The organism is Bifidobacterium sp. JNUCC 75 (assembly GCF_054819865.1).
Window position 1 is genome coordinate 62,993 of record NZ_JBTHIF010000001.1, and the last position, 24,962, is coordinate 87,954.

A 24,962-nucleotide genomic window follows, 5' to 3' on the forward strand; every position below is an offset into this window, starting at 1 on the left:
GATTCTGCTTGGTCTGGGGACCTTATGCGGATCATGGTATGGTTCAGAGATTTCAGGAATCCTGATCGCAGGCCTCTTGGCCTCAGTAGCCGCAGGAGCCCTGTGCGAATGGCTGTTGCCAGCGCCGGGTTCCATGTGGGGTGGCGCTCTGGTGTCGCTTTTGGCAACGTTTATACCAGACTGGCTTTTCTTCTTGCCAGCTTTGGCCTTTGAGGCGGGGGTCGGACTCGGAAGCATGGTCCCGGCTACCAGGTCAGTCGGTATGAAAGTCCCCCAGACCGAGGACTCTAGACTGGTCTGGCCCAGGCTGCTCTTAGCCTTGCTGCCGGCATTCTTTTGGCTGGTACCTGGCATGGCCGACCTCATACAGTTCAGAGGCCTCCCCCAACGCTATGCCCTGCTGGCTTTATTGACCTCAGCACTGGCGCAAGGCGGCGGACTGACGTGCGCGCACTTGGCCGTAGCTAAGGGTCGTGTATGGCAGATTGAAGACACCGAGCGCTACAGGATCCGCCAACTGCATGGCCGCATCAACGACCTGGACGAGGAGCGGGCCCAGGCGACCCGGATGGCACACTTAACCGAGCGGACCCGGATTGCCCGAGATATTCATGACAATGTAGGCCACCTACTCACTCGAGCCATCATGCAGACCCAGGCTGGCCGGGTGGTTGCTCAGAGCAAAGGCGATCAGAGTACCGAGCAAGTCATTGATAGTGTCGGAAAGACTTTAGACGAAGCAATGACCACAATTCGTCGTTCGGTGCATGACTTGGAGGATGAGGGCACCGACTTCGCATCCCAGATGGAGGATGCCAGCTCCGAGGCTTCTATGGGGCGGCTACAGGTCGATCTGAACAACGGCATTAAGACAGCGCCTGCACCGGTGTGCCGTTGCCTGGCCAGCATTGTTCGTGAGGCCCTTACCAATACGGTCCGCCACTCTTCAGCCAAGTCGGCACAGGTCATTCTGCGCGACCTACCGGCCTTCTGGCAGATGGTGGTTCAAGACGACGGCGGAATTCAGCACTCGCAACCTGACAGCTCGCGTCATAAGAAACCAGAGCTCCAGCGCGGCATGGGGCTGGCCGATATAGAGGCCAGGGCCAGAGCCCTGGGCGGCACAGCCAACAGTGGACCCAACCAAAAAGGATGGAAGGTCTTCGTATCCTTGCCAAAGGAGCCCTGGTTCAACCGCAGTGCAACTGAGCACGTAGAGGATAGGAAGGTAATGGCATGAAAGTCGCTATCGCTGATGACGATCCGATCGTCTGCTCGTCCCTGTCAACAATTTTGACGGCAACCGGCGCTGCAGACGTGCTCTGGACTGCCAATGACGGTCAGTCAACCCTGGATTGTTACCAGGCCGCTGGTGGCAGGCCTGACGTGCTGCTGCTTGATGTGCAGATGCCTGGCATGGATGGCCTGGAGGCGGCGGAGCGCATCATCGCCATGGATTCGACTGCACGAGTGCTCTTTCTGACCACCTTTGCGGACAAGGAGTATATTTCCCGTGCCTTGGCCTTGGGTGCCAAGGGCTATGTAATCAAGCAGGACGTGGCTTCTGTGGTGCCGGCCCTGCAAGCCGTCATGGCGGGACAGACGGTTCTTGGAGCTGAAGCAGTGGCTAATCTGTCACTCGGCAAGCAAGAGGAGCAGACGCAAAAAGATCCAGCCGACCCTCGCCCCAGACGCTTCCAAACACTGACTGACCGCGAACGTGAAATCGTCGCTCTCGTGGCCGATGGCCTCGATAATCAGGCCATCGCCAGGCGGCTCTATCTCAGCGAGGGCACCGTCCGCAATCACATCTCAGCCATCCTGGCCAAGACCAACCTGGCCAACCGCACCCAACTCGCCGTGGAATGGCTGTCCTCGCAAGAGTCGTGAGCATACAGCTTTTGGAGTCTCGATCGTTCAGAGCTTTTCGATTGGTGCCAAGCGCAGCATCAGCCTCTTGGTCCCCTCGGAACCGAAGTCCACGGTCAGGACCGAGTTGTGACCCTTGTCCTGAATGTCGACCACCTTGCCCAGGCCATACTGGTCATGGGCCACCCTGTCTCCCAGGGAGAAATCCTGAATGGACAGGCCGTTCGACTTGGGTTGGGCTGAGGCCCTGCCAGCGTGTGAGGTTGACGATGAGCTTGTTGTGCTTCGTCTGGTCGTGACTCTTCCATTTCTTGAGGAGGAGCCGCGAGAGCCGTACCCTGATGATCCAAACGAACGCTGTGAGGAGGTTCGCGATCGCCCATACCCACTGCGGGAAGAGCCAAACCCGGATCCGGAGCCAAAGCCGCCGAATGAACGATGACCGAATGCACGGCCATCGCTTTCATCCTCGAAACCACCGAATTCGTCCTCGTCATCACCCAGGTCCCAACCTGCGCGCATCCGCTCGTTTCCTGCCTGTCGACGCTTCCAGTCGATTAACTCGTCAGGGATGTCGTCCAGGAACTGGCTGGGTAGCATCTCATTGACCTGCCCCCACTGAGAGCGGACGGCCGCCCGGGTCAGGTAGAGACGCCGCTTGGCACGAGTCACGCCCACATAGGCCAGCCGACGCTCTTCCTGCATCTCATCGGCATCTTCCAGACAGCGGGAGTGCGGGAAGGTTCCCTGCTCCATACCGGTCAGGAAGACCACAGGATACTCCAGGCCCTTGGCCGTGTGTAGGGTCATCAGCGTCACCTTGCCTGAGTCGTCGCCCAGGCCTGGCAGCTGGTCCGAGTCGGCCACCAGTGCTGTGGTCTCCAGGAAACCTGCCAAGGTAGCGTCAGGAGTCTTCTGTTCAAATTCGGCGGCCACGGACTGCAACTGGCCAAGGTTCTCAAGCCGGGAGGCATCCTGCGGGTCAACCGACTTGCGAAGCTCATCCAGCATGCCGGACTCCTCCAGAACCTTCTCGACGATCTGAGACGGCTTGGTATCGTGCTCTGCGGCAAAGCCGGTCAGGGAGGTGATCAGATCCCTGAAGGCCTTCATCCGCTTGACCATCAGCGTGGAAGCCCCGGGCACCTCCTCTATATGTTGCACCCCCTCCCAGAAGGAGACCTGATGCAGATCCGCATAGGAGGTCGCCGCTGCCTCGGCACGTGCGGCCAGGCCCCGCTTGGGCACGTTGAGTATCCGCCGCATGTTCACGTCGTCCTGGGGATTGGCGATGGCGTGCAGATAGGCCAGTGCGTCCTTGATCTCCTTGCGCTCATAGAAGCGGGTCCCACCCACCAGCTGATAAGGCAGGCCGGCATTGATCAATCCCTCTTCCAGGGCGCGGGACTGGGCGTTGGCCCGGTACATGATGGCCATGTCGGAGTATGGAATGCCTTCCTCGCTTCGTAGCCTGGCAATCTCGGTGGCAATCCAGGCTGCCTCCTGCTGGGCATTGTCGGCTGCGTAGCCCACGATGGGCTCTCCCTTGCCCAAGGCAGTCCAGAGTTTCTTGGGCTTGCGCCCCTCATTCTTGACGATGATGGCGTTGGCCGCATCCAGAATGGTCTGGGTGGAACGATAATTCTGCTCCAGGAGGATGGTCCGGGCTCCGGGGAAATCCTTCTCGAAGTCCCTGATGTTGCTGATATCAGCCCCTCGGAAGGCATAGATGGACTGGTCCGAATCCCCCACCACGGTGATCCAGGCGGGATCCTGCTTGTCAGCATCGGCGCCGGCCAGCTCGCGCATGAGCACATACTGGGCATGGTTGGTGTCCTGGTACTCGTCCACCAGCACGTAGCGGAAACGATGATGGTAGTACTGCGCCACCATCGGGGATTGTTGGAGCAACTGGACCGTACGTACGATCAGATCGTCGAAATCGACAGCATTGGCCTGAGCCAGCCGATGCTCATACTCGGCGTAGATTACGGAGTAGAGCTCCTCCTCGTTGCCGAAGCGGGCGGTGATCTGCTGGCCGCGCTGACCGGGCCGGTAGTCGGGGGCGTACTCCTGCAGCTGCGTGCGCCAATCCTGCAGGTTGTTCTTGTAGTCAGATATGTGGCTCAGAATGTTTCTTGGGGTGTAGCGCTTCAGATTAATGTTGAGATCCTTGCCGATCAGCTTGATCAGGCGCTCGGAATCGGCTGTGTCATAGATGGTGAAGCCCGACCGTAAGCCGATCTCCTTGCCATCTCGCCTCAGAATACGCACGCAGGCTGAATGGAAGGTAGACACCCACATGCGGTCGGCCACAGGCCCAATCAACCTACGCAGACGTTCGCGCATCTCGGAGGCCGCCTTGTTGGTGAAGGTGATGGCCAGAATCTGACTGGGCCAGGCGCCAAACTGACTGAGAATCCAGGCGATTCTGCGGGTCAGCACCCTTGTCTTGCCCGAGCCTGCGCCTGCTCCGATCAGCAGGGCCTGCCCCTGGTATTGCACTGCCTCGGCCTGCCGATCGTTGAGCCCCTTGAGCAGCTCCTTGGCGCTGCGCTGGATCAAGTCCGGTTCCTCGTTCACAAGCCACCTCTTGCCATCTGGTCTCGGTCACCGTCACAGGCCGGATGGCGCACACCCGGCAACCAACTATTTCTACCACAAAGCGGTGTCATCGACCTTGGCTCACGGGTTAGCCAGCAGACATAAAAGACCCCGCCCGCTTCGGATAGGGAAAGCGGACGGGGTTTAGTCGGGGAAGCCGAGATGACCCAGTCAGTTGCGCACTTGATCCTTGGCGTTGTTGACAGCCTCAGTGGCGCCCTGCTCAGCCTTGGCCTTGCCGACCTTTGCATCGGCCTTGGCCTGGTCCATCTTGTCGGAGGCGGCGTCCTTGACGTCACCCAACTTGTCCTGGGCAGCGTCCTTTGCATCGCCCATCTTGTCGGCAACGGCGTCCTTGGCATCGGATGCCTTGTCCATAACGGTGTCTTTTACATCGCCTGCGACGTCGGAAATCTTCTCGCCGGCAGACTTCATGGCATCCTTTGCATCATCCAGAATCCCCATATGGTCCTCCTTAGGTCCTTTAACGCATCGCGACGATGCGTGACCATTGCGGTCAATTTTCACTGTAACAGTCAGGGCCTTGAATCCGCGGATTGACGGGCTGACACGCCAGGAAGACACTCCAATCCGCTGGCGGTGAACCTGACGGATCAGGACAGCCGGACCACAGTCCCAGAACCGGGTTATCTTGGTGTCTATCCGTCGGGACCATAGGGGCCCCGCATTCATGACGACAAGGACGATGACATGCAGGAACTTGAGGAGCGAATCCGCCGCCAGGGCACGGTCAAGCCTGGCAATGTACTCAAGGTGGACGCCTTCCTCAACCATCAGTGCGACGTGCGGCTCTTCGACCACATGGGCGCTGAATGGGCCCGCCTGTTCGCTGGACACCAGATCGACAAGATTCTGACCATCGAGGCATCCGGCATCGGCATCGCCTGCCTGGCCGCCCGTCACTTCGGCGACGTGCCGGTGGTATTCGCCAAGAAGACCCAGTCCATCAACCTTGACGGCGACCAGTACACGGCCCGCATCTACTCCTTCACCAAGCAGCGTGAATACCCCGTCATCGTGGCCAAGCGCTTCCTCAAGGAGGGCGAGCACGTGCTGATCCTTGACGACTTTTTGGCCAAGGGCAACGCCCTGCACGGTCTGATCGACATCTGCCATGATGCCAAGGTCGTCATCGAGGGCATCGGCATCGCCGTGGAGAAGGGCTTCCAGGAGGGCGGTCGCACCCTGCGCAAAGAGGGCTACAACCTCAAGTCCCTGGCCATCGTGGAAAGCATGGACCCGGACCAGGGCACCATCACCTTTGCTCACAATCCTGCCTGAGCAGGTCGGCGCCTGGTCCGGTTCGCATAAACAATAGCTCAGTCCACCTGATGCTCGCTGGTGCCGCCCTCCAGAATGGTCTTCACGTCGTTCAGGGAGATGTTGACCATGGCAGTCACGGCGGCATCGGTGTAGAAGCCGATATGAGGCGAGACCTCCACATTGGGCATGGCCTTGAGGGTCTCCAGGGCCTGATTATCGACCTTGGTTCCGCTCAGATCCTTTTCGAAGATGCCGGCCTCCCCTTCGATGGTGTCGATGGCGGCACCAGCGATGGACTTGGTCTGCAGGGCCTCAATCAGGGCCGGGGTGTCCACAATAGGGCCTCGGGCGGCGTTGATCAGGAAGGCCGAGGGCTTCATGGCTTCCAGGGCCTGCGCGTTGATCAAATGATGGGTGGTCTCGTCCAGCGGCGTATGAACGGTGACGATGTCGGCCCGTTTCAAAAGGGTGGGCAAATCCACGTAATCAAGTGTGTCCGCCAGCTCGGGGCGATGAACCGGATCGTTGGCGATGACGGTGGAGCCCAGCGCCCGGAAGATTCTGGCCACGGCCGATCCGATCTTGCCGGCTCCGATGATCCCCACGGTCAGGTTGTGGATCTCATGGGCCTGAAGTCCATCCCAGGTATAGTCATCCTTGGCCTCGCGAGCGCTGGCCTCCCCCAGATGCCGAACCAGACGCATGACCTGGGCCAGAACCAGTTCGGAGACCGACCGGGGCGAGTAGGCAGGTACGTTGGTGACGACCAACCCGTTCTCCCGAGCGGCCTGCAGGTTGACGATGTCATACCCGGTGATTCGCAGGGTCAGTTGCTTGAGACCATACTCCTTGAGCCGCTGGTAGAGCTCAGGCTCGGGCAGGGCCGCGTGCTGCTGGATGACGATTCCGTCGTATCCCTTGATCATGTCAACAGTGTTCATCCCCAGATCGTGGTCAGTGGTATCCACTTGAATGTCATTGGCTTGCGCCCAGGCCTGAATGGCCTCCTGCTCGTCGGGACGTACTGAATACATAAGAATGCTGGTCATTTTTCCTGTCCTTGGTAACTGTCTTCATTGATGGTTTTTGCCGGCTGTCGGATGAATCGCCAGATGAGTCATCCGCGATTCTGACGCATATAGTCGCCGATCCGCTCCACGGCAGTGTGCAGGTCCTCCATGGAAGCCGCGTAGGAGATGCGGACGTAGCCCTCACCCCCGGGCCCAAAGCTTGCCCCGGGGATTACCGCCACCTTGGCCTTGCGAGCCAGGTCATAGACGAAGCTCCAGCTGTCGCGCATGCCCTCGGGCAGCCGGGCGAAGATATAGAAGGCGCCCTTGGGATCAATGACGTCCAGCCCGACCTCAGGCAGGGCCTTGACCAGATAGTCCCGCCGTTTACGATATGCTTCGCGCATCGGGTCCGTGTCATTTATACCCTTGGTCAGAGCCTCCTGGGCCGCATACTGGGCGTTGGTGGTCACCGATGTAATAGTGAACTCGTTGACCTTGCTGATCTGATCAATCACGTCGGCGGGGCCAGCTGCGATGCCGACCCGCCATCCAGTCATGGCATGGGACTTGGAAACCCCGCCAAGAACAACTGTCTGCTCGGGCAGGATAGTGCCCATGGACACGTGAGTACCCTGGTAGGTCAGCTCGGCGTAGATCTCATCGCTGAGCACGAAGAAGCCGTGCTTGCGCGCCACCTGGGCCAGAGCCTCCAGATCCTCGCGGGCATAGGTCACGCCGGTGGGGTTGGTGGGATAGTTGAGCACCAGGGCTTTGACCGGACCCTCGCTGTTTTCGACGGCGGCCTCCAGTTTGTCCGGCTTGAGAATGAAGCCGTCCTCGGAGGTATCCACGAAGACGGTTTTGGCGCCGCTCAGCTGGGCGATGGGGATGTAAAGCGGGAAGATGGGCGTGGGCAGAATGACCGTATCACCCGGGTTGATCATGGCGGTAAGGCCCGAGAAGATACCCCCGGTGGCACCGGCCGTAATCACAATCTGGCTGTCAGGGTTGTAGTCCAGCCCGTACTTGGCCTGAAGATAGTCGGCAGCTGCCTTACGCAGACTGGGCATACCGCGGCTCTCGGTGTAATGACTGTGATTGTTTTGAATGGCCTCGATACCCGCCTGCTTGACATGCTCAGGGGTGAAGAAGTCAGGCTCCCCCAAGGTCAATTTCACAATGCCGTCTATTCCGGCAATCTCCTTGTTGAACTCGAGAATGTCGCTCGGTGCCAGAGCTTTGACCCTGGCATTCATATGATCCGCCAATGTCATTGGCTTGTCCTTTCCCATGCGGTTACTACAACCATTGTCGCTGGTGCTGTCCTACCGACTATGCGGTGACGATGCACGGGAAATGCTGTCGACGACTGCAGGGCCGGTGGGTTCCGATCCGTGCAACCGTTCCTACAAGGCACGCGGCGTCACAGATCGAATCCGTGCCACCAATAGGTAAATCGTGTGCCCTGCATGCTGAAACCTCCTGCGGAATCTACAATCAGCATTAAAGTAAGCGTACAGCGAAGTTTCAGCAATCTTATAAACGCGACCATTATTTGACCAGACGCTTGCATTTTGCGGACGCGATAAGCATCCAAAATAAACGTGCCTATGACAAGACAGACCAGACTAATCTCGAAATTTCAGAGATTTATCTTAAGGCTCCCTTGGGAGTCTCTCGCAAGCCGCAGCCTGCGAATCCGTAATCAACACATTCAGATACCCCTTCCCATACAAGCTCATCCCGTACCGAAGCATTGGTCGTTTGCATCCTGGGTCCTATCGCTTCACTACGGTCTGTAAGCTATGCTCGGCAAGAACGAATTCGGGTAAAAGTCTTGTCAAAGTTGTGTCGCACTACCAAACTCGGACGCGAGATTCGCCTTATCCGACTGTTGCGTCCCTGCATTGAGATCTCTGTCATATACTTTGCCTCAAAGACAGGCAAGAGACAGAATTCTTGGATGTGTCGGCCAAAAGGGGTGAGGAAATGACCATTCGAGTTGCACTGGTCACAGGGGCCACCAGCGGCATTGGGTATGAAACCGCTCGAATGCTCGCAGAGCATGGATACCGAGTGTATGCAGCAGGACGACGCGTTCAACGGCTGGAGCCGCTTGGCGACAAGGGGGTGACGGCTGTGCAGATGGACCTGACTGATTCTGCATCCATTGAGAAGGCTGTCGCACGAATTCTGCAGAAGGAAAAACGCGTCGACCTGCTGATCAACAACGCCGGATATGGCTCCTATGGCCCGGTCGAACAGGTCCCCATCGAAGAGGTCCGACGACAATTCGAGGTCAACCTCTTCGGCCTTGCCCGCTTAACCCAGCTGGTACTGCCCGCCATGCGCCGAGCCAGACTCGGCCGGATCGTGAACACATCATCCATGGCAGGCCGGATGGTCACCTATATGGGCGCCTGGTACCATGCCACCAAATACGCTCTCGAAGCCTTCAGTGATGCTTTGCGCATGGAAATGCATCCCTTCGGCATCGACGTGGTCCTGATCGAGCCGGGGGCAATCGCCACCAACTGGGGCGCAATAGCCGCCGAACATCTCCAGACAGTCACACGCAAGAATGCCTATCAAAAGTCAGGATCCCAAGCTGCCGCCGGGTTGCGCAAACTATACTCCAGCAGGCATTTGACCCAACCATCAACCATCGCCAAGACCATCGTACGTGCCTCGACAGTACGCCATCCCCGTCCACGTTACCTTCTGGGCTTCGGCGCCAAGCCTCTGGTCGCCCTTCATGCCCTGCTCCCCACCCGTGTATGGGACTATCTGATGGTCCATGCTAAGGACTTGTAGACAATAAAAAAGGTATCAAACGATACCCCACCGTCGAGTTTCAAAGGAATAACGGCATTTAGGGCATGTTCATTCAGATGAACCGGTCCACAGCTTCTTAGATTCACTGCTGCTGAATACAAAAAGCTCGCTTTTGAAAGCCGCCAAGCTATGCAAAATGAAGCAGACAGTCAGCAAGGGATACCGTAGGACAGAATCAGCATCCTTACCACAGAGTCCCTCGCCAATTGGCAGAATTCCGACTCCTCAAGCCTCTAGAGCTTGAGCTCCTAGGAGCGCCTGCTCTGCCGCCATGGGGACTCGTCCCAGTCCATCCAGACCAACATTGAGCAGATAGTTGATGCCGTACTTGTTCAGATGGGCCTTGTAATCGTGAATGGTCTTCGGGCTCTTCCAGTTCTGGTCATGGTAGGAGAATCCCCAGGAATCGTTGATGGTTCCGGCGGTCTCATAAAGGCCGAGCTTTGAGGGTTTGAATCCTTCGACGGAATTGTAATCGACATCTTCCTCCGAGGAGGCTTTGGCGCTGGCATCCGAATCCTCAGGGATCTCGTTGTCTCCCAAAGAGACATAGTCGTAGCGACCGTTGCCAAGTCTGGAATTAATCAGGCAGTCCGGCTGTAGGCGCTTGACCGTATCGTAGATGGTCTGGCTCTGCTCGTCGCTGAGAGTCATGGGCATGTCGAACCAGGCGACCGATATTTCCCCGTAGTTGCTCATGATCTCTTCGATCTGCGGCATGATCTTGTGCTTGAACGCACGGTCGTAGTTCTTCTCCCCCACAAAGTCCCAGCTGTTGTCCCAGGTGGTGCCCGCCGTCTCGATGTCATTTGAGAGGTATCCGCCGCCATCCGGTTCATGCCAATCCAAATCTTGAGAATAGTAAAGGCCAAATCGCAGGCCAGCCTTGCGGCAGGCCAGGGACAACTCGCCAATTACATCCCGGTGAAATGGTGTCGCGTCATAGACGTTGTAAGCATCTACCAGGGATCGGTACATGGCGAAGCCGTCGTGGTGCTTTGCTGTGACGACCAGATACTGCATGCCGCAACGCTTTGCAAGATCGACTATGGCATCGGCATCGAAGTAGATGGGATTGAAGGCCTGGGTCAGGCGTTCGTACTCCTTGTTGGGAATCTGGAGCTTGGATTGGATCCACTCCGCGTAGTTGCTTGACGACTTTCCCTGGTACTCCCCTCCCAGGAGCGAATAGAGACCCCAGTGAATCATCATTCCATACTTGGCTTGCTTGAACCATTCCACGGTATCGCTCATTACTTACCTCTGTTTCTGCTGATTAACACGAATTGTTTGAACCGGACCTCAGATGGTCAGCTTGCCCTTCTTGACAACGAAAGTATCATAAAGAGCCATACGCACATAGCGGACTCCTGTACACATGATCATGAAACCTGGATCTTTCCTGCCAAGTACCCTGACCGAAACCTGGAAAGAAGTAACGAGCGACCAGGGAGCTGAGGATCCCGGTGGTATTGGCTGCAAAGCCTTCAAATGACGTAGATAAGGTGCCTAGCATCAAAATCGGTGGACTGCTGTTCACTGTACCTCTTTTGACCCCATGAAGGTTCCTTCCTCGGAACTGTCAGCACGTTCCCCATTCGTGATGGAGAGCGATTGCTTCACTCATATACTGCAAAACAACCGGATTCCATGAACCATCTTGGTCATGAATACTTCGATAGGTACTATTTTGTTAACAGTATATACCCAATTCAGAATCATACATGCCAGAGACTTCATGCCACTATGAATTATCAAGATCTGCCATAGGGCGATTAACGAGCATATTATTAGTATCCGGTCTTTAAAGCGACTTAATGGCATGTATGCAAAACTGATATCTGACAAACGATTAAGAGCACAAACATGACATTCTACAAAACAAGAAGTATCTTTAGTAACTGTCATTAACAGACAAGAATAGGATAGAGGACATCATTGCTGTCTGCATGCGAGCAAGGCAAGCCCGCTACTGACAGTTAGCCCTCAAGAGCACGGTCCATCAGCTTGGTCATTCGACGATCGGCTGAGGACCGGCACACTAACTGCATTCGTGTTCCGGTCAGGAAGAGCCGAACAACCATACCGACAGAAAGAAACAAGGAAATGAGTGATTCATCCCCGCAGAAAGCCAGTCACGATCAGTCCACTTGGGCATCTATTGCTACCTGGCGGATGGCCTATGAAGGTATGGTCAAGTCCAGTTCCGGTCTTGAAGAGGGCGGCCAGTCGGGCGATGCTGTCGAGAGGCTGATTCAAGAAGTTGAGGCCAACCCGGATTACACCTCCGTCGGTTATGGCGCCTTGCCGAACCGGGAAGGCGAGATGGAGATGGATGCTGCTTTCATGGACGGGAACAGCATGGCCTTGGGCGCAGTGGCCGGCATCCAGCATGTACTCCACCCCATATCCGTGGCAAGGCAACTGAGTCGACGCCATACCAGCAGCTTTCTGGTTGGACAGGGAGCGACTCGCTACGCCCAGGTCAGCGGATTCGAAATGCGCAATATGCTGACGGACAGAGCTAGAAGACGTTGGGAGCTGGAGGCTGCCAAGACCACAACACCGGAGTCTGCCAGCCCTTATCGAGGGCACGATACGGTCGGGGCCATCACCTTGGATATGCAGGGTTCGATGGCTGTTGGCACATCGACATCAGGTCTCTTTATGAAGGAGCCGGGCAGAGTGGGCGATTCACCCCTGCCCGGCTCGGGCTTCTACGTGGACAGCGCCATCGGAGGAGCTGCCGCCACCGGGCTGGGGGAAGACATCATGAAAGGATGCCTCTCCTATCGTATCGTCGCCCTGATGGGAAGCGGATTGACCCCGCAGGAAGCCTGCGATTCTGCAGTCTACGAATTCGACGACCTCCTGAGGAACCGCTACGGCAAGGCCGGCGAGATCTCTCTGATCGCCCTCAACAAGAGAGGGGATTGGGGGGTCGCCACCAACGTGGAATTCACCTTCTGCACAGCCAAGAAAGGCCAGCAGATACGCATACTCATGGCCAATCCGGACGGTAAGGGCAGAACACGAATCGAACCAGTGACTAAGGAATGGCTGCAGGAATATAAACGCTCGCTCAAGGCACCCATCAAATGAACGTTACAAAAACATGCAAGATGAGCTACACCGAAATAATTGTCAGAATACAGAACGCCCTCAATCAAGGCCGGCTGTACGCCTTAAAACCCCTTAACTGTATCCTCACTTAACTAGGTGCTCACTGCCGGACCCTTGCCCCTTGGGCAAGCGCCCGGCAAACAATTCAGAGGGACAGTCAAATAGATGCACCTCTAGAGGTATAATCATGTTCCTCAATGGGGACATTACCAATCAAACAATAAGTGAAGCAATTTTTTATACGTCAATCTATTTACCGCAGATTGTCAGGTAGGTAAGGAAGGAAATCAAAAAGGGGATTAGTCGGGTACAAGCGTACATTGAATAATGAGGATTGTAAGTTTAAATTTATGTGGATCAAAATTCCCAATATTTTGCCTTTTAAGGAAAGGCAAAGAGACCACACCACTGAGAATGTGTACTGTACGGCGGCATGACCTCCGTCGGTGTCCCCCCGACGAACCTGAATTCGCCTTCGATGCAATCGACCAGCCCGTTTATGCTCGCATATGGAAATCAGAGGTCTGTTTAGACAGCATGCTGTTGTTATATAATTGTTATGAAATTAAGTCGCAGGCGACGCTGTTGTACTGAGCATTTGAATTTGAATTTTTATCTGATAATTCTCTCCGTTTTATTGCAGATAGTAATGGGCCGCCTCGTTTGCGTATCCATAAATGTAAGCCTGCATTACGACCCAATCTACAGGAATGTTTGCTTACATGCAGATGACTACGAAATCACTCATCTCAGGGTACCTGACGTATGCTACCCCATATGACCTCCCAGCACTTTCTGAAATAGATGCTCCAGAATCTACGTCAGCTACGCCAGCGATTCTGTCTCTTATCGGGAAGCCCTCCGTAGCTTGTGGTGTAGCTGTGTCGAATATCACGGGATCCATTGTTTCTAATATCGCTAACGGTTGCTGACCCCTGAATCAACATGAGCAAACAAATTAGTAAAACAAGAACGTTGGCATTAATCGGAAGGAACCGAATATGTCAACCACTTCATTGAACGCCGAGAGTCTTAGGCCTATGCCTCCCCTGCGGAACTCACGCTTAGGGATTTTGATACCGCTCCGGTGCTCTCGCCGACACCGTCAATTGTCTCATTCTTTACCGCCCCCACAGTTGAGTGAGGTCAGTTCTGCATTGGGGTTTCGGCGGCTCCTGTGACGACGGACTCTCGCGACTGTATGCTAGAAGTGGTCATCACTTCAGCGGCCAGAAAATGAGCACCAGGTACTTTGAGAGGAAAAGCCATGAGCTTGACCAATGACAACAATCCGAGGATCGAAGTCACGATGATATTTGCTGACTGCAAAGACCCGATGGCTGCGGCAGTGAAATGGGCTCAAAGCATCGCCACTTCTGAGGAAATAGATCCTAGCAAGGATCAAGTCGTGTTTATCCGTGAACTCAGGCGCGCAGAGCCGAGTCTAAGTCTGAAATCAGCCGTGTACCTTGCCAAAGTGACAGCGAGAACTTCCCGAATCGAACGCAATGCGAATGGAACAGGCATCAAGAGTCTGCTGGACACCGATCGCAATATTCCGTGAGTCCCATCCGTCCCATTCAAGCGAACAGGACATACTGGACATATGGGTATGCCTCGGAGTCATCTAATTTACTACACATCGGGCTCACCATGATTGGGACTGTTTTGTTTAGCTACACCTTCTCCCCCAGCAAAATAATGCTTGCCACTTTCTCCGTTGCTATGTGGCAATGAACCGACTTCCCCTTTACCGGATGTAAGACCAGTGTGGCCATACTCTGGTCTTGATGATTGCTGATGGTGCTTCCCGCAATGCCTGCGTGGATTGCTGAAAATCTCGGTCAGACGTGTCTTGGACTACTTCGTTAAAACTTTGCCCATCAAATAATCGGAGCCGGTGAAGAGCTCTCCAATTGCGCTATAGAAGACTTCGAGTAATCGCGTGCTTACCTGCAGTATTTATCTCATCAGCAATTATGCTGGCTTTTCGTTTTCTATAGCTAATGTACGGCTAAGTCGTTTGGTATACATGTCAACCAAAGGAGATTGATATGCGGTCAAAGAATACACAAGCTACTGAACCTAGTGGACGCAAGCGTGTCAGCGGCGCTGATGTTGATGTTACTGGAACAGCTGGCGCCCTCGAACTCACTACAACAGCGCAAAAGCCAAGGATCGAACAGGTCCAAACTGGAGAAGATAGTTCATCACTCAGCACTGCAGAACTTGATCAATTGACCGATCGACTGGATCAGATTTTAACAGAGATTAAAAATACTGACCCAGGGACCATTCCACATTGCGCTGAAAACTGGGTAACTTCTTAGCGAGCGCAACATTCTCTTATAACTGACCTTCAAATAACCAGATCCGACCAAGGTTTAATTTGGGAGGGTTCATTTTAGATAAGACTGATCGTTACCCAATACGGCGTCCAGGTCTCTGAAATCGTCAGCGGAATCAGTACATTACACAAAGTCTAGAACGGAATTCCCAGTACAAATGGGTACTGCAATCAGGTCATGCTGCAGCTCTGATTGGAGGAAATTTCGTCAGAGTCCCGTTGGAAATAATTGGACTTGACGGAGTAATACGGAAGTACTTCAGCTGATTTGTGTTCTGACGTATTTGCAATTCTGATGACCACTGACACCGGAAAAGTTAATGGTTGCCAACTTTTCTTGTAATTAAAGGAGGGCCAAATGAAACCAAGGAGAGACGCGGAACGGGTTCCGCCTTCATTTATAGATATCAGGATTAGCAATATTATCGTTAGCGGCATTGAAGGGGTGGTATTTACACCGAGAACTTTCTGGTTGTAACCATTTTTAAAAAACTGCATATACTTGTTTAACAATTCTCGTGGCTACCCAGCCGATACTTGTATTCCTTATACATTCAATCAAAAAAAGATCATGGAAAGTCCTTCATGGCAAGTGGTGCCAGTTGAGATACATAGCTATTACGCTGGTTATTACTCCTCCTATCGCGATTTTATGCTCGGATGGAGGCCATCCTCATGGTTTTAATTCTTGCGTTTATTGCTGGCAGTTTAGCCAGCAAATCACTATTCCTAGCATCTACAGCTTTCAAAAAGAAGGAACGATAGTGATGGACAAAAACCGTCTATTATTCTTGACTGTTTGGTCAAATAATGCTATCTTGGCGAGCATGGGTCGCAAGAGAAGCTTCGATGATGATGAGGTGCTTGCCCGTGCCCGCGAGGTTTTCTTGGAGCATGGCTATGAGGGCACGTCGATCGATGCTCTCGTCAAGGCCACGGGTCTGCTCCGAGGTAGTCTCTACGGTGCGTTCGGTAGCAAGCGTGGCATGTTCGTGGCTGCGCTGCATGATGCAACGGATTCGGAGTCGCGCGATTCAGGAGTGCTCAATCTGGTATTGGTGGCACTCATGGAGCTGTCAGACCATGATCCTGAGGTTCGCAGACTGGTCAGGGATTACCTCGTAAAGCTGTCCAACTCGGGATCTGACGATACCAATGCTGTGACCGTTGATGTCGCCACGCTCCTTGGCGAGACGCTGCTGCAGCGTGCACATATTCGGTTTCAGTCTGATAATGAAAGAAGCAAGTCATGAACAACAAGGTGGCAATTGTCGGGCGGACGCTGGAAGTTGAACCGCAGGGCTTGGATAAGATGTGGTCGTTCAAAGGGAAACTGGTGGTGCCGCTCGAGCATGTTCTGGGTGCGAGCGAGGATCCGGGCATTCTTGATGATGCCAAGGGGCTGCGTTCGCCCGGCCTTCATGTTCCCGGTAAATGGGCCGGCACATACATTGAGCATGGGGAAAAGACATTCTGGAATGTCACCCGACCGGAAAGCCCCATCGTCATCCAACTCAAGGACGAGCACTATGATCGGCTGGTGCTCGGGGTGGAACATCCCCGCGAGCTGGTTGACCGGATCAACGCGGCCATCACCAAGCAGTAAACGACGGATTACAGCACCCAAGCTCTTCAATCGACCATCGGCGTTCGAGTAGTCAGAAGATAACCGGATAAGCCGACATGCCATATGACCATACTGTTTTTGACGTATTGCCGTACGACTTGTCGGCCCAGATGCTCACTCCCACTCGATGGCAGCAGTTCTGATGTCCCGTCATTCCAGTTGCATCCAGTTTTCGGTGCCGTCTCGAATCGAGTGCCGCCAGGTAACGCCATGTCGCGCTTCGTCGGCTTCGGGGACAAAAGTCGGGACAACTTCAAATACTTTTTTCGAACTCAGGGCTTTGAGTTTTTATTTTTGTCCCAAAGAGTGCAGCGGGCCGACTTTGGAGGCTCAATAGCGCCGAAAGCGCCCGTTTTGAAACTCAACCGCCCTTTAACCCGCAAGCCGCCAGCTGCAATCGTAAGTGAATCAGCGCGGGTGGTTTGCGCGCCATTTGCAAAACCCCAGGTCGCGACCCTTCGCCATTCGTGGGAAAAGTGAGTAGTCTCAGGTGGCTTACTCATGAGTTGAACCGCTTTCGCGATTAGGGGCCTAATAGCGGCTTCTCCACTAACTGCCCCTGGGTTTGCCTTTGTCCGCCGCACGGGATGGCTCCCGAGGCAACGCGGTGAGATAATGCCATCCAACGCAGGCAATGGAGCCTGAAAATATAGGTGACGGCGGCATGGCCCGAGCCAGCACTTTTGGCCCGCCTCCGTAGCCTCCTTTTTCATATGCGGTCCGCGATACGCCTATGGGAGCGATTCGCTCGTGCAAGGCTGTAAACACGCAGAGAAAACGAGGTATTGGATGAATAGCGAACCGATCTACAAAGAATTCCTTCTTGGAGAAGGCTTAAGCGAGTTGAAGAAAATTCGAGATGGCTGGAGGGATGAAAGCGGCTATTCCGAGTCGAGGGGAGGAACCTCTTTAATACCTGAAAATCTATGCAATGTCTCAGGGTCCGAACGGCTTAACTATACCTTCATCATGGACAGAGCCAATGAGTGCATGTATCGACTGATTTGCGAGTCGATTTCCATGCTTCTTACAGAATATGGATACATAACACTACGTGCCCGCGTTCGCAGAAGCGATGCTTACCAATATCTCCCAAAAGACGGCCTAGCCGGGCCGACCGTCCTCAAAGCGAGCAAGAGGGTGGTCCGCATAATCAAGGTGGATGTCGATGGCTCCCCGAGCGTTTTTGTATTCAAGGAACCTGGATTAGACCAGAGTCTCCCGAAAGAGCTTGAGGATTCGCTGAGGGAAAACTTTGGGGTATCGAAAATCACCTACGTCTCTTTGGTTATGGACGGAGCGAAGAGGGAGGTTCTCAATTACGAGTCGGTGAAGGACGCTACGCCCTACATCTCGGTTAAAGAGTTCTTCCGCCTGTTCTTTCCACAAGAGGAGTTCGACAAATTCGAGGAGGCTGTGGTTGAGCTTAGGCAGAAAGCGCGTTCCTACTATGGCTTGAGCATAACCAAATCGCTTAACCATTTGCGCATGGGCCATTTCAGGAGAGACATCCGAGACCGTCTGATCGGCTACAAACCAGACGTGGAATTGGGGTCCGAACAGAGAATGGCCATAGACAAGAGCTTTGTCGTAGACGGCAGATACTCGGCGTTGACCGGTGACACGGATTTCGCAGTAAGCTTCCAGACCGCAGAATGGCTAAGGGATTCTTTAACGCATGCAGGATGCATAGATTTCGCCCCCATCGCGTTGGAGTACTTCAAATCGCTCGAACAATTCCTGTACAGATTTCTTTACGCCATACATAAGACTTCGAAATCGAAGAGTAGGCGTATTTACTACGGCAAAAAGCTCGGAGAAAACCCTTACTACCTGCCTGCGAAAAGAGATGGCGTTCCCGACAAATCGCGACACATAGAAGTCAAGGACGGAGAAATCGAAATCAACGATGAGCTTTTCACGGATGGTTTCGAATATGTCTTAGACCTCGGTAGGCTCACAAGGTTCTTCGGCGACTATGTTTGCGAGAAGCAGCAGCTGTACAGCCGCAATGAAGACCTTCTCGATACGGCGATAAGCGAGGATACGTACGAGTCGATAATTCGCGCACTCCAAAGCGCTCGAACGATGAGGAACGGCATTGCTCACAAAGACAATCTCTACGATTGGACCGAGATGGAAAGCGCCCGGTCGTCAGTCCTCTTGGCTTTCTACTTAGTCCTAGGTTCTTACAGCATCGATACTGAAATGCGAAGCCTCCTCGGCATCGAAAGCGATTGCGTGCAGAAAAGCGAGGAGTGGAAGCTCTGCAACTACGTGGCATCGGCGGCCGTTCCTAAAGGCAATCCTCTTGAGTTTCCCGTTTTTTATCTCGATGGCGACGATTCCCCCGAGGCCGCCTTGTTTGCTTGCCCCGACGACGAAGAATCCGATCCCGACCGATATGGAAAAGCCCAATCGTTCTCGGGTGTGTACTTCAAGAGAATCGGATCGCATAAGCGTTACGATATCTCGTACCCAACTGACCGTCTTCCCTCATTGGTTGAACAAGGGATGCTGATTATCTGCGGTGAGGGGCTGAAGCTCATGGGGCCTCAAAAGGTCATCTACAGAGACGGAAATTACCTTGGGGACACGAGCGCAGAGTGACTTCGAACCCAGGGCGTGGACCTCGCGCTCCCGCCCTAAAGACCATCGTGGCCGGTTTTAAGGGCGGGAGCGCGAGGAATGTCCGTAGGGTTCATGCCTTCCCGGGCGCAAGCCACCAGTCCGTAACCGCAGGTGAGGCAGCGCCGTGGCTTGCACGCTGGTGGCAAATTCGCAGGTCAAACATCTCCGTCATCTATCGACGAAACGAGAAGCCCCACGTTGACGCGTCTATGAGTTGATGACCTGAACGACGGTCGTCCTAGTTGCCAGCTTCCGCATCAGAGAAACCACTTGGAGCAGAAGCCGATCTGGAAGACCGAATGGACGAGCATCGAGATTCCGAGGCAGACCATCATCGCGCAAAACCCGATTCCGGCCCATTTCAAGAAAGGGTCTTTTTCTTGCTTGTCGGAAGCTCGCTCCATCCAGTCGCGCGAATACGTATCGCCGTACTCGTCGCTCTTTGAGGCCTCTTTCGAAAGCAGCTCGAGAGCTTCGTCGAGGTCATCAGCAAGCTTGTTTCCGTCGATTCCGACCTTGAAAAGATGAGTCTCATCATGCTGCTTGAGCGCCGATTGGTTCTGCAAAAGGTAGAACCTCTCGCCGTTCACCCCGTTCGCCAGAGCGGTCCTCTCGCTCGAAAACGACCGAATCTCCTTCTTGAGCCTTGAGAAGGCCCCCCTTGCCCTCGATTCCGAACTTCTGCGCGAGCGACTCAAGCTGCCAGAGCAGGTCGTACAGCCCCACCGCGGGCAGGAGCCCGGCCCCGTACGCCTTCTCGAGCATCGACCGCTCGAAGCGATCGTAAACGGGGATCGCCTCCCCGTACGTCAACCTGGTGCCAACTTCGGGGAAATCATTGCATTCCATATCGTCTCCTATCATTCGAATCGAGAGTTAATTCCTTGGGGCGCGTCACGCGTCGACGACGCCGCGTCCCACAACAGCGGTTGTTGCTTCCGCGTGGGCGCATCGCCTAGCACGCAGGGCGCAGATCAAGCCTGAAATCACCTTTGGCGATAGAGAGGCTGTAGTTCGACCCGACTAAAACAGCGATGCCCATCAAGGCCAGACCGCAAGCGGCGATCAGCTGCTCCGGCGAAAAGCCGAGGATCCTCCTTCCGTTATCGCACGCCGCCTCCGCTACGGCATCGGCTGACGAAATCGTCGGGGCGTTCACCGCCCGTCCGGCGTCGTTCATAGTTGGCTCCCTACTCTCTCTTCCATTGCTTCGACCCTTATTTTCAACCGTCATCGGAATTTCGTCTCCTCTGACTGGTTTGGATTGCCTACAATTTCATAGGCAATAAAGCTGTTTATGGAGGACCTGCAATGTCTAGGACATTCACCGAGGAGGAGATCTCCGAGTTAAAGGAAGCCGGATTCGCGGCGAGCGGCACATCGAGAAGCAGGATCCTGTCCGTTCTCGACCTCCTCGTCCGCTTCACCGATGAGAGGACGGGCATATCCGCATCGGAAATCGCGCGCGTCATAGGCATTTGCTCCGAGAGGCCGACGTCGGAGAATGCCATTCTCAAGGACCTCCACCAGATAAGCGAAAGCATGCCAATGGGAATCCGCGTAGCGATACCAAGCCACGGTGAGAACATTGGGTTCAGAGCTATAAACAAGCCCTTGTCATCCGAGGAGGCAATCCTGATTTCCGACGTAGTGGGGACAAGCTCCTTCATCGGCGAGGCGCAGAAGGAAGCAATTTCCTCGAAGGTGCTCGTTTTCTCCTCCGACTACGACGTTGACGAAAGCATAGAAACCGTGTTTGTCGACCGCAAAGCCGGTAAAGACACTGATATGTTTTTTGGCGTCCTCCATGCCGTATCCCGAGCAATCCGGATGAACGAAAAGGTCGCCTTCAAGAAGCAGGTTCACCTGATGAGCGGACCCACCGTAAAAGTCGGGTTCTATGAGGAGGACCCGGTTGCGATCGTGTTCAGCTTCGGCCGTTACTATCTCGAGAGTATGCATCTCGATGAAAGCGGCTTTCCCATCCCCCACTTCCATCGACTAGACGACATCACAGACCTAGTTATCACAGGAAAACCGGTGTCGGATCGGGATAAGGTAGAGGCGCTGAGGACGCGCGTGGTCGCGGACACGCGCCAGCGGGTCGACATGTTCGGCTCGGGCACCGCCAGAAAGCTGTTCCTGGAAGTATCCGGCACTCATGCCAAGTACGTTTACGAAAGGTTCGGCCACGACCTCAAATTCTGTCACATCGACGAGAGCGACGAAAGAAACGTCATCGGCTACGCCTGCGTCAGCGTGATGCCGTCTCCGACCTTTTACAGGTGGCTATTCGGGATGGACGGCGCGGTGAGGCTGGCGAAGCCTAAGGGGAAACGGTGGGTCGAGAGCTTCCCGAATGCCGTCGCCTCCGACCTAGAATCCTATATCCAAGATTACGAAGCAGCATCAGAGGGCTACAAAGCCGCACTGGATGCAGCTATTTCACGATTGGACTCGAAGAGCTGCCGGCAATGAGGCAATCCCAATCGGTCCGATTCAAAAGCCAATATTGACTAACTCGAATTCGGCTCGCATCCTCGCGCCGTTCGTCTGCTCCCATTCGTCCGAAATGACAACCACAGCAGGTCGTGTCCCAACGGATGGGTACCATTTATCCGGGTGCACCTGGGGCAACGGGTTGAAGAACCTGCACAAGGTCGCTCGCAGAACACGCAACATCAAACACGACAGAAGAGGCGAACGACAGATGCCGGACCCCGGACGACAGCACCGCGGAAGACGAGCATTCCGACCACAACCGAACAACTCCAGCTACTAGGCAGGCGCCCGCATGGGTGCCTTTTACTTTTCAGGGACTTAGCCGCGAGCTAAGGCACGCGGCTCATGGCCGTTTCGTGAAGGCACGACCAGCTCGACCCACTTCGACCCGTCTCCGCTCCTGCCGTGCTCACCAATCGCCATCAGGCGGTTCAATCGTCGTGCAGACGAAAAGGCACACGGTGTCGTGCGGTGTCCTCGCGCGGTGCCGCACGGGAAGATTGGAGGAACCATGGCACGCACAGCCGAATGCGCCGCGCCCGAGGGAAGCCGAGATCGGGACGAATGGATGACGGTGATCGAGATGCAGGAGTACATGAGGGCGAGCCGAAACAAGGCGTACGACCTCATCTGGTCGGGAGAGATCGACTCGTACAGGCTCGGAAGGAAGCTCCTGGTGTCGAGGGCGTCAGTGGACGCCTACATCGAGTCGAGGAGCGGCAGGAAATGACGGCGGCGACCGCCCCGGGAGCCGCCCGCGGCCGGGCACGCGAGGGAGCCTCGAGACGAAAGGAGCTCGAGGACGACCATGACCAAGAGCATTAGCAGGAGCCAGGTGAGGCTCATCGCATCGACCAACGCGATATTCGGCGCCGACGAGGCGTGCGCGATGCTGCGCATCAGCCGCGACGCAATGTACCGGCTCGCCAAGGACCCCGACGACCCGTTCCCGATCCGCTACATCGGCGGCAAGACGCGCGACGGCATCGTTCTGCACGACGAGCTCGTCGCATGGGTCGAGCGGAACAGCATCGTCGGCTCGCCCAGAAGGGATTAGCGCCGATGGCAGCCGCAGGCCCGAGGGGACGCGACGGCCCCTCCCCGCGCGAGTTCACGGCGGTACGGCACTTCATGATGGCGGACCTGGGCCTCTCCGGCCTTCCCCTGCTCGTCTACGCGCGCATCTTCGGCTTCTGCGACGCCGGGTGCGGCTACTTCGAGAGCAAGGGTGGCCTGGCACGATTCCTCAACGTGCAGGAGCGCAGCGTCCACCGCGCCATCCGCGACCTGCTCGACCGGGGCCTCATCGAGGAATGCGGCGTGCACGCCCCGGCGCGCGGGCACGCCACCAAGCGGTACCGCATCGTGCGCGAGAGGCTGCCGCCCGGAGCGCTGGCAACCCCTGACGATTCGTCAGGGTTCCCGGCGCGAAAGGGTGACGAAATGACAGGGTTCGCCGAGAACAAGGGTGACGAACCGTCAGGGTTCGCAGCCCGAACCCCTGACGAGATGACAGGGAAACCCCTGACGATATGCCACCCAATAAGCAAAAGGGACAACAAGGACTTCAGAAGATAAGGAAGGGGCGCCCGATGGACCGAGCGGGACTCATCACCCTGGAGCAGGCCCGTGCGGCCGGGCTCTCCTTCGACGAGCCGGAGCCGAGGGCGTGCCCGCACTGCGGCGCCGCCCTCGATCCGCTCGGCGCGGCGCTGGCGGGCAGGGTCGCCTGGGTCTCCGCCGCCCCCTGCCCGTGCGAGGGCGCAGCCAGCGAGCGGGAGTCCGAGGCGCGAAGGCGCGCGGCCCTCGCCGCCAAGGAGGAGGCCGCCCGCCGGGAGAAGGCGCTCTCGCGCGCGGGCATCCCCAGGCGCTACTGGGCCGCCGAGGCCGACCGCCCCGAGTTCGCCGAGTACATCGCCTCGTTCGCGGGCAACGGGGGCGCCGGGCTCTACATACACGGGGGCGTCGGCGCCGGCAAGACGCACGCCGCCTCCGCCATGGCCAGGCTGTTCGCCGAGGCCGGCTACGACGTCGCCTTCACGACGGCCAAGGGCATGCTCGAGCGCGTGAAGGCCACGTTCGACGAGGGCGGCACCGAGGCCGCCGTCGCGCGGTACGCCAAGTGCGACGTCCTCGTGCTCGACGACCTCGGCAAGGAGGACGCGACGGAATGGTCCGTCGGCACCGTGTTCAGCGTGCTCGATGCGCGCTACGAGGACATGCGCCCGACCATCGTCACGTCGAACTACGCGCCGGGCGCGCTGGCGGACAGGCTCGCAAGGCGCGGCGAGCGCGTCACGGCAGAGGCGATCGCGAGCAGGATCTCCCAGACCTGCAGGACCGTCTACCTGGGCGGAAGGGACAGGCGCCGCCTCGGCTAGCTTGTGCGCTTCCCGTGGAGGCGCGGACGGCTCGACCCAGCTCGACCCATCGCAGGCGGCCCCGATGCCCGCCGCAATCGAAATCGCTATACACGTCTTGGGCGGCGCCGACGCGCCGGCACGCACGCCTGCTCCGACTCGCACCGTGCCCCCATCGCGAGGACGCCGCCCGCCAAGCAACAAACGAAAGGCGGAGGGCCCATGGACGGCTTCGAGAGGATAACCGGCCGCGAGCACGACGGGCTCGTGGAGAAGTGCCAGGAGAACGGCTGGCTCAAGGTCGGCGGCTTCGACTGGCAGGACGACCCGTTCCTCGAGGAGTACCCCTACGAGTTCTCCCGCACGGACAGCGTCGACAGGCTCCGCGAGGCGCTCGGCTCGGGCAACTGGGCCATACGCCAGGGGTTCTGCTACCGCGACCTCGCGTTCATCCAGCAGGTGAACGGCGGCGACGAGTGGTGGACGCTCAAGCGCGACGGCGACGCGTGGACCGGCTTCGAGAGCTGGAGCTTCGGCGCCATCGCCCAGGAGCCCGAGCGGTTCGAGCGCGCCATGCGCGACATGTGCGAGGCGACGCCGGAGCAGTGCCGCAGCGGCGAGTGGGCCCATCTGCACGAGAAGGCTCCCGAGCCGCTGGCGCAGCGCGCCGCGTCCGCCCGCGAGGCGAGCCGCGCGCACGCCGGGCAGGAAGCCCGCGCCCCAATGGCGCGCGAGAGGGCCGTCGGGGTCGAATAGGGACGACCGGG

25 protein-coding genes are annotated in these 24,962 nt (G+C 56.3%); 17 read left to right on the forward strand and 8 right to left on the reverse strand.

Annotation, left to right across the window (positions count from 1 at the left end):
* Window positions 1–352 precede the first annotated feature (352 nt).
* On the forward strand, window positions 353–1,240 hold the full coding sequence (locus tag ACVWNW_RS00265) for a sensor histidine kinase (RefSeq protein WP_454482387.1): 888 nt from the start codon (window positions 353–355) through the stop codon (window positions 1,238–1,240).
* On the forward strand, window positions 1,237–1,890 hold the full coding sequence (locus tag ACVWNW_RS00270) for a response regulator transcription factor (RefSeq protein WP_144177174.1): 654 nt from the start codon (window positions 1,237–1,239) through the stop codon (window positions 1,888–1,890). The genes ACVWNW_RS00265 and ACVWNW_RS00270 overlap by 4 nt, the downstream gene beginning before the upstream one ends.
* Before the next feature lie 27 nt (window positions 1,891–1,917).
* Here the strand turns inward: ACVWNW_RS00270 and ACVWNW_RS00275 are convergent, their stop codons facing one another.
* Window positions 1,918–4,452 carry a UvrD-helicase domain-containing protein gene (locus ACVWNW_RS00275; protein ID WP_454482389.1) on the reverse strand — a complete coding sequence of 845 codons (2,535 nt, stop codon included), beginning with the start codon at window positions 4,450–4,452 and terminating at the stop codon, window positions 1,918–1,920.
* A 192-nt stretch (window positions 4,453–4,644) separates the two neighbouring features.
* Window positions 4,645–4,938 carry a hypothetical protein gene (locus ACVWNW_RS00280; RefSeq protein ID WP_144177176.1) on the reverse strand — a complete coding sequence of 98 codons (294 nt, stop codon included), beginning with the start codon at window positions 4,936–4,938 and terminating at the stop codon, window positions 4,645–4,647.
* A gap of 246 nt (window positions 4,939–5,184) precedes the next feature.
* On the opposite strand from ACVWNW_RS00280, the gene ACVWNW_RS00285 reads away from it, so the two are divergent.
* Window positions 5,185–5,775, forward strand: coding sequence for a xanthine phosphoribosyltransferase (locus tag ACVWNW_RS00285; protein WP_015021927.1), 591 nt, complete (start codon window positions 5,185–5,187; stop codon window positions 5,773–5,775).
* 38 nt (window positions 5,776–5,813) lie between these two features.
* On the opposite strand, the gene ACVWNW_RS00290 is transcribed toward ACVWNW_RS00285, so the two are convergent.
* Window positions 5,814–6,806, reverse strand: coding sequence for a D-2-hydroxyacid dehydrogenase (locus ACVWNW_RS00290; RefSeq protein WP_046322991.1), 993 nt, complete (start codon window positions 6,804–6,806; stop codon window positions 5,814–5,816).
* A gap of 68 nt (window positions 6,807–6,874) precedes the next feature.
* Complete coding sequence (locus ACVWNW_RS00295) at window positions 6,875–8,044, reverse strand: aminotransferase class I/II-fold pyridoxal phosphate-dependent enzyme (RefSeq protein ID WP_313840464.1); 1,170 nt, start codon at window positions 8,042–8,044, stop codon at window positions 6,875–6,877.
* A 715-nt stretch (window positions 8,045–8,759) separates the two neighbouring features.
* On the opposite strand from ACVWNW_RS00295, the gene ACVWNW_RS00300 reads away from it, so the two are divergent.
* Window positions 8,760–9,584, forward strand: coding sequence for an oxidoreductase (locus tag ACVWNW_RS00300; RefSeq protein WP_454482392.1), 825 nt, complete (start codon window positions 8,760–8,762; stop codon window positions 9,582–9,584).
* 246 nt (window positions 9,585–9,830) lie between these two features.
* Here the strand turns inward: ACVWNW_RS00300 and ACVWNW_RS00305 are convergent, their stop codons facing one another.
* On the reverse strand, window positions 9,831–10,859 hold the full coding sequence (locus ACVWNW_RS00305; protein WP_454482394.1) for an alpha-L-fucosidase: 1,029 nt from the start codon (window positions 10,857–10,859) through the stop codon (window positions 9,831–9,833).
* A gap of 852 nt (window positions 10,860–11,711) precedes the next feature.
* Here ACVWNW_RS00305 and ACVWNW_RS00310 point away from each other — a divergent pair.
* The 7 genes from ACVWNW_RS00310 to ACVWNW_RS00340 all read left to right on the forward strand — a co-directional run bounded on the left by ACVWNW_RS00310 (window position 11,712) and on the right by ACVWNW_RS00340 (window position 19,312).
* Entirely contained in the window at window positions 11,712–12,707 is a 996-nt protein-coding gene (locus ACVWNW_RS00310) for a N(4)-(beta-N-acetylglucosaminyl)-L-asparaginase (RefSeq protein ID WP_454482396.1), read from the forward strand.
* A 1,288-nt stretch (window positions 12,708–13,995) separates the two neighbouring features.
* A complete protein-coding gene (locus ACVWNW_RS00315; RefSeq protein ID WP_454482398.1) occupies window positions 13,996–14,292 on the forward strand; it encodes a hypothetical protein in 297 nt (98 codons plus the stop codon).
* 490 nt (window positions 14,293–14,782) lie between these two features.
* Window positions 14,783–15,058, forward strand: a complete 276-nt coding sequence (locus ACVWNW_RS00320) for a hypothetical protein (protein WP_454482400.1) — start codon at window positions 14,783–14,785, stop codon at window positions 15,056–15,058.
* Between the two features lie 784 nt (window positions 15,059–15,842).
* A complete protein-coding gene (locus ACVWNW_RS00325; RefSeq protein ID WP_454482402.1) occupies window positions 15,843–16,328 on the forward strand; it encodes a TetR/AcrR family transcriptional regulator in 486 nt (161 codons plus the stop codon).
* On the forward strand, window positions 16,325–16,681 hold the full coding sequence (locus ACVWNW_RS00330) for a PH domain-containing protein (protein ID WP_267430478.1): 357 nt from the start codon (window positions 16,325–16,327) through the stop codon (window positions 16,679–16,681). Before ACVWNW_RS00325 ends, ACVWNW_RS00330 begins: the two co-directional genes overlap by 4 nt.
* A 231-nt stretch (window positions 16,682–16,912) precedes the next feature.
* A complete protein-coding gene (locus ACVWNW_RS00335) occupies window positions 16,913–17,182 on the forward strand; it encodes a hypothetical protein (protein ID WP_267430477.1) in 270 nt (89 codons plus the stop codon).
* 309 nt (window positions 17,183–17,491) lie between these two features.
* The gene (locus tag ACVWNW_RS00340) at window positions 17,492–19,312 is read left to right on the forward strand and encodes a hypothetical protein (RefSeq protein WP_123649856.1); all 1,821 of its coding nucleotides are present in this window, start codon (window positions 17,492–17,494) and stop codon (window positions 19,310–19,312) included.
* A gap of 278 nt (window positions 19,313–19,590) precedes the next feature.
* On the opposite strand, the gene ACVWNW_RS00345 is transcribed toward ACVWNW_RS00340, so the two are convergent.
* From ACVWNW_RS00345 to ACVWNW_RS00355, 3 genes are all read right to left on the reverse strand, one after another.
* Window positions 19,591–19,899: a hypothetical protein gene (locus ACVWNW_RS00345; protein WP_096227033.1), complete on the reverse strand. Its 309-nt coding sequence runs from the start codon at window positions 19,897–19,899 to the stop codon at window positions 19,591–19,593.
* Entirely contained in the window at window positions 19,868–20,182 is a 315-nt protein-coding gene (locus ACVWNW_RS00350; protein WP_123649857.1) for a hypothetical protein, read from the reverse strand. Before ACVWNW_RS00350 ends, ACVWNW_RS00345 begins: the two co-directional genes overlap by 32 nt.
* Before the next feature lie 106 nt (window positions 20,183–20,288).
* Complete coding sequence (locus tag ACVWNW_RS00355; protein WP_096227031.1) at window positions 20,289–20,513, reverse strand: hypothetical protein; 225 nt, start codon at window positions 20,511–20,513, stop codon at window positions 20,289–20,291.
* A gap of 131 nt (window positions 20,514–20,644) precedes the next feature.
* On the opposite strand from ACVWNW_RS00355, the gene ACVWNW_RS00360 reads away from it, so the two are divergent.
* The 6 genes from ACVWNW_RS00360 (at window position 20,645) to ACVWNW_RS00385 (ending at window position 24,951) form a co-directional block, all read left to right on the forward strand.
* On the forward strand, window positions 20,645–21,811 hold the full coding sequence (locus tag ACVWNW_RS00360) for a WYL domain-containing protein (protein WP_096227030.1): 1,167 nt from the start codon (window positions 20,645–20,647) through the stop codon (window positions 21,809–21,811).
* A 535-nt stretch (window positions 21,812–22,346) separates the two neighbouring features.
* Window positions 22,347–22,565, forward strand: a complete 219-nt coding sequence (locus tag ACVWNW_RS00365; RefSeq protein WP_096227029.1) for a helix-turn-helix domain-containing protein — start codon at window positions 22,347–22,349, stop codon at window positions 22,563–22,565.
* 78 nt (window positions 22,566–22,643) lie between these two features.
* Window positions 22,644–22,892 (forward strand): helix-turn-helix transcriptional regulator, encoded by a 249-nt coding sequence (locus ACVWNW_RS00370; RefSeq protein WP_096227028.1) that lies wholly within the window; start codon window positions 22,644–22,646, stop codon window positions 22,890–22,892.
* Between the two features lie 5 nt (window positions 22,893–22,897).
* Complete coding sequence (locus ACVWNW_RS00375) at window positions 22,898–23,413, forward strand: hypothetical protein (protein WP_096227027.1); 516 nt, start codon at window positions 22,898–22,900, stop codon at window positions 23,411–23,413.
* 14 nt (window positions 23,414–23,427) lie between these two features.
* Complete coding sequence (locus ACVWNW_RS00380) at window positions 23,428–24,216, forward strand: ATP-binding protein (RefSeq protein WP_033500214.1); 789 nt, start codon at window positions 23,428–23,430, stop codon at window positions 24,214–24,216.
* A 201-nt stretch (window positions 24,217–24,417) separates the two neighbouring features.
* A complete protein-coding gene (locus tag ACVWNW_RS00385; protein ID WP_198187151.1) occupies window positions 24,418–24,951 on the forward strand; it encodes a peptide ABC transporter substrate-binding protein in 534 nt (177 codons plus the stop codon).
* Window positions 24,952–24,962 lie beyond the last annotated feature (11 nt).

What these genes read in the sequence shown, in the direction of transcription:
- ACVWNW_RS00265 (WP_454482387.1), top strand. Translation starts at nt 353, where the DNA reads ATGGCCGACCTCATACAGTTCAGAGGCCTCCCCCAACGCTATGCCCTG.
- ACVWNW_RS00270 (WP_144177174.1), top strand. Translation starts at nt 1,237, where the DNA reads ATGAAAGTCGCTATCGCTGATGACGATCCGATCGTCTGCTCGTCCCTG.
- ACVWNW_RS00280 (WP_144177176.1), bottom strand. Translation starts at nt 4,938, where the DNA reads ATGGGGATTCTGGATGATGCAAAGGATGCCATGAAGTCTGCCGGCGAG.
- ACVWNW_RS00285 (WP_015021927.1), top strand. Translation starts at nt 5,185, where the DNA reads ATGCAGGAACTTGAGGAGCGAATCCGCCGCCAGGGCACGGTCAAGCCT.
- ACVWNW_RS00290 (WP_046322991.1), bottom strand. Translation starts at nt 6,806, where the DNA reads ATGACCAGCATTCTTATGTATTCAGTACGTCCCGACGAGCAGGAGGCC.
- ACVWNW_RS00295 (WP_313840464.1), bottom strand. Translation starts at nt 8,044, where the DNA reads ATGACATTGGCGGATCATATGAATGCCAGGGTCAAAGCTCTGGCACCG.
- ACVWNW_RS00300 (WP_454482392.1), top strand. Translation starts at nt 8,760, where the DNA reads ATGACCATTCGAGTTGCACTGGTCACAGGGGCCACCAGCGGCATTGGG.
- ACVWNW_RS00305 (WP_454482394.1), bottom strand. Translation starts at nt 10,859, where the DNA reads ATGAGCGATACCGTGGAATGGTTCAAGCAAGCCAAGTATGGAATGATG.
- ACVWNW_RS00310 (WP_454482396.1), top strand. Translation starts at nt 11,712, where the DNA reads ATGAGTGATTCATCCCCGCAGAAAGCCAGTCACGATCAGTCCACTTGG.
- ACVWNW_RS00315 (WP_454482398.1), top strand. Translation starts at nt 13,996, where the DNA reads ATGAGCTTGACCAATGACAACAATCCGAGGATCGAAGTCACGATGATA.
- ACVWNW_RS00320 (WP_454482400.1), top strand. Translation starts at nt 14,783, where the DNA reads ATGCGGTCAAAGAATACACAAGCTACTGAACCTAGTGGACGCAAGCGT.
- ACVWNW_RS00325 (WP_454482402.1), top strand. Translation starts at nt 15,843, where the DNA reads ATGGACAAAAACCGTCTATTATTCTTGACTGTTTGGTCAAATAATGCT.
- ACVWNW_RS00330 (WP_267430478.1), top strand. Translation starts at nt 16,325, where the DNA reads ATGAACAACAAGGTGGCAATTGTCGGGCGGACGCTGGAAGTTGAACCG.
- ACVWNW_RS00335 (WP_267430477.1), top strand. Translation starts at nt 16,913, where the DNA reads ATGTCGCGCTTCGTCGGCTTCGGGGACAAAAGTCGGGACAACTTCAAA.
- ACVWNW_RS00340 (WP_123649856.1), top strand. Translation starts at nt 17,492, where the DNA reads ATGAATAGCGAACCGATCTACAAAGAATTCCTTCTTGGAGAAGGCTTA.
- ACVWNW_RS00350 (WP_123649857.1), bottom strand. Translation starts at nt 20,182, where the DNA reads ATGGAATGCAATGATTTCCCCGAAGTTGGCACCAGGTTGACGTACGGG.
- ACVWNW_RS00355 (WP_096227031.1), bottom strand. Translation starts at nt 20,513, where the DNA reads ATGAACGACGCCGGACGGGCGGTGAACGCCCCGACGATTTCGTCAGCC.
- ACVWNW_RS00360 (WP_096227030.1), top strand. Translation starts at nt 20,645, where the DNA reads ATGTCTAGGACATTCACCGAGGAGGAGATCTCCGAGTTAAAGGAAGCC.
- ACVWNW_RS00365 (WP_096227029.1), top strand. Translation starts at nt 22,347, where the DNA reads ATGGCACGCACAGCCGAATGCGCCGCGCCCGAGGGAAGCCGAGATCGG.
- ACVWNW_RS00370 (WP_096227028.1), top strand. Translation starts at nt 22,644, where the DNA reads ATGACCAAGAGCATTAGCAGGAGCCAGGTGAGGCTCATCGCATCGACC.
- ACVWNW_RS00375 (WP_096227027.1), top strand. Translation starts at nt 22,898, where the DNA reads ATGGCAGCCGCAGGCCCGAGGGGACGCGACGGCCCCTCCCCGCGCGAG.
- ACVWNW_RS00380 (WP_033500214.1), top strand. Translation starts at nt 23,428, where the DNA reads ATGGACCGAGCGGGACTCATCACCCTGGAGCAGGCCCGTGCGGCCGGG.
- ACVWNW_RS00385 (WP_198187151.1), top strand. Translation starts at nt 24,418, where the DNA reads ATGGACGGCTTCGAGAGGATAACCGGCCGCGAGCACGACGGGCTCGTG.